We start from the raw sequence: 3,072 nt of genomic DNA, 5'->3' as shown, positions 1-3,072 counted from the left end.
CGACCGCCAGTCGCCGCCTGCCAGCCGGGTGTCGGGGCGGGGGGGCGGGACCGGCGGAACTCAAGCCCTACAAATAAAACCCATAAACCCCATAAAACGAGGATAAACGATGAAATCGCTATTGGCGCTCATGGCCGGTGTGCTGTTCCTGTCCGCTCCCGCGTTCGCCGAAGAGGGCGCGGCTGGGTTCAAGCCGGGCACCGATTACGATCTGGTCAGCCCCCCGCAGCCCACGTCCGACCCGGCCAAGGTCGAGGTGATGGAGTTCTTCTGGTATGGCTGCCCGCATTGTTACCACTTCGAGCCGGACCTGAATGCGTGGATCAAGAAGAAGCCGGACTCGGTGACGTTCATCCGGCAGCCAGCGGTGTTCAACGCCCACTGGGCGGCCCATGCCAAGGCGTTCTTCACGGCGGAAGCGCTGGGGGTGCTGGACAAAATGCACGCCGACTTCTACGACGCCATCCAGAGCAAGAAGCAAGTCCTGGAATCCGAGGACGATTTGGCGAAGTTCTTCCAGGAACATGGCGTGGCGGCGGATGACTTCCACAAGGCGTACAAATCCTTCGCCGTGGACTCGAAGATGCGGCAGGCCGAAGGGATGGCCGCCAAGTATGGCGTGAATGGCACCCCCAGCTTGGTCATCAACGGCAAATATCTGGTGGGTCCGCAGAAGGCCAAGTCCTTCCCGCGCATGATCGAAATCACCAACGCGCTCATCAAGCAGGAAGCCAAGTCGGCCAAAGCGGCGGCGCATTGATCCAGCCCGCCGCGCTGTTCGCCAGCATCCAGCAGACGCCAGCTCAAGTTCACTCGGAGGCGAGGGCGATGGCCCAAGGCAGGCGCCTCAAGCTCGCCAGCTTCAATATCCAGACCGGTCTCAGCACGTCCAGCTACGGTGATTACATCACCGGCGGCTGGCGGCACATCTGGCCGTCCCGCAAGCGCCTGCCCAATCTTGACCGCATCGCCCACTTCCTGAAGTCCTACGACATCGTCGGCTTGCAGGAAGTGGACGGCGGTGGCGCCCGCAGCCATAACATCGTGCAAACCCAGTATTTGGCCGAGAACGCGGGCTTCGGCTATTGGCACAACCAAGTCAACCGGCGCGTCGGCAATCTGGCCCTCCATAGCAACGGCCTGCTGAGCCGGGTCAAGCCCCACGCGATCCACGACTACAAGCTGCCCGGTCTGCCGGGACGTGGCGCCCTGCTGGCCCGTTATGGCAGACCCGGCGGCCCCTCGCTGTATGTGTGCGTGCTGCACTTGGCCTTGAGCCGCCGGTCCCGGCTCAAGCAACTCGCCTTCGTCAGCGAGTTGATCCATGACCTGCCTTATGTGGTGGTGATGGGCGATTTGAACTGTGAGCCGGGTTCCCCCGAACTCAAGCTGCTGACCACAGAGACCCGGCTTTGCGACCCGGCGTGCGAGATCAACACCTTTCCAAGCTGGCGACCCCACAAGATGCTGGACCACATTCTGGTCACGCCCGGCCTGCGGGTTGATCGGGTGCGTGTGGTCAACCTGACTTGCTCCGACCATCTGCCGATTACGATGGACGTCGATCTGCCGGACGAACTGACGCTGTGCCATTAAGGCGGCATCGGGTTTCGGATGGGATGTCCGATCCGTGGGAGTGGGCTTCAGCCCACGCTCCGAGCAATGGTCGCGGGCTAAAGCCCGCTCCCACGGCCCAGCCCGATCAAGTGCTTTTGGGCGGCGTCAGGATTTTGGCCGACATGGCGAACAAGCCTTGGTGGCTTGCCGGTTCATCCTGATGCACCACCAGCCGCCGCAAGTCTGAACCATGGCCCAGCCAGCGCCCCCCCGCCCTGAACCCTCCGGCCACTCGGTAAACGCCAGCGGTCAGCCCTAAAAACGGAAACGTCACCCGCAACGGCCCGCCACTCGGCGCGAGGGTCAAATCGCCGCCCTCAAGTTCCGAGTCGAAGGACGCCATCAACAAGCCCGCCGAATTCCAGAATTGGAGAACCAGGGCGCATCCGTCCACCGGCGCGCTCACGGAATAATGAACCATCAATTCCAGCGCTTGGCCCGTGGCTGATTGCGGCGGGCCATCCGCCTGCGTCCGCCCGGACACGTCCAAATGCCGGATCGAGGCCGTCCCCGCGAAATCCGCCGGGCTATCCGGGGTCGCGCCCAGTGGTGCCAATGCCCGGTTAATGAAGCCAACCGATTCATAGTATTTGCGGAACAGCGTGTCGGTGTCGCCGAACGCCAGCGCTTCGCCATCGAATAGCAGCAGGCAGCGGTCGGCGATTTGCCGGACATTCATCTCGGAATGGGAGACGAACAAAATGGTGGTGCCCGCCCGCTTGAGTTGGTCCAGCCGTTCCAGGCAACGCATCTGAAATGCCACGTCGCCCACCGCCAGCACCTCGTCGATGAGCAAGATGTCCATAGGCACGCAGGTGGCGATGGAGAATTCCAGCCGGGCGTACATGCCGTCGGAATAGTGCTTGACCGGGGAGTCCAAGGACTTTTCCAGCCCCGCGAAAGCCACGAGTCGGTCCAGCAGTCCGTCGGTCTCGCGCTTGTTTAGCCCGAGTTCGGCGCATTTGACATAGATGTTTTCCCGCCCGGTCAGCAGCGGTTGCAGCCCGATGCCGAGGCGGATCAAGGATTGGACCTGGCCCCAGAGGCTCAGCCTGCCGCCATCGGGAGAGAAATCCCGGTTAATCAGTTTGAGCAGGGTGCTTTTCCCTGCGCCGTTCGGGCCAATGATGCCAATGCATTCGCCACGCTCGGCGGCGAAGGAGATTTCGTGGAGCGCCCAGAATTCGTCGCGGCGCAGGCGCTCCAGCGGCTTGAGGCGGAGCAGCCTCCGGCCCGCGTCTTCCAAGCCATGAAGCAGCGCGGCGTTCAGGGAGCGGCGGAATTTCTTGCCGACTCGCTCGAATAGGATGGTCGGTTGGGGCACGGTGGTTGGGAGAAGTGGGGCAGTCCGGGATGAAGGGGTGGAATGCCTTGCAAGGGGGCGGGGTGGTTACGGTTTGCGTGTTCCACCCTAGAGCACGGTTTTACGTTGAAAGCTCGTAGTCCCGCCTTCAG

Annotated in this window: 3 protein-coding genes; 2 read left to right on the top strand and 1 reads right to left on the bottom strand. The window is 62.5% G+C overall.

Going from position 1 to position 3,072, the window contains the following annotated elements:
* The first annotated feature begins 109 nt into the window (after positions 1 to 109).
* Both ACXWUF_RS21280 and ACXWUF_RS21275 read left to right on the top strand, forming a co-directional pair.
* A complete protein-coding gene (locus tag ACXWUF_RS21280) occupies positions 110 to 760 on the top strand; it encodes a thiol:disulfide interchange protein DsbA/DsbL (protein ID WP_458496545.1) in 651 nt (216 codons plus the stop codon).
* 68 nt (positions 761 to 828) lie between these two features.
* Positions 829 to 1,596, top strand: coding sequence for an endonuclease/exonuclease/phosphatase family protein (locus tag ACXWUF_RS21275; protein ID WP_458496544.1), 768 nt, complete (start codon positions 829 to 831; stop codon positions 1,594 to 1,596).
* A 106-nt stretch (positions 1,597 to 1,702) separates the two neighbouring features.
* On the opposite strand, the gene ACXWUF_RS21270 is transcribed toward ACXWUF_RS21275, so the two are convergent.
* A complete protein-coding gene (locus ACXWUF_RS21270; RefSeq protein ID WP_458496543.1) occupies positions 1,703 to 2,941 on the bottom strand; it encodes an ABC transporter ATP-binding protein in 1,239 nt (412 codons plus the stop codon).
* Between the last annotated feature and the right edge of the window lie 131 nt (positions 2,942 to 3,072).

The sequence above is a fragment of the Methylomagnum sp. genome, assembly GCF_054333355.1.
The sequence above is the reverse complement of the archived record's forward strand: the minus strand, read 5'-3'. Positions and strand labels throughout refer to the sequence as shown.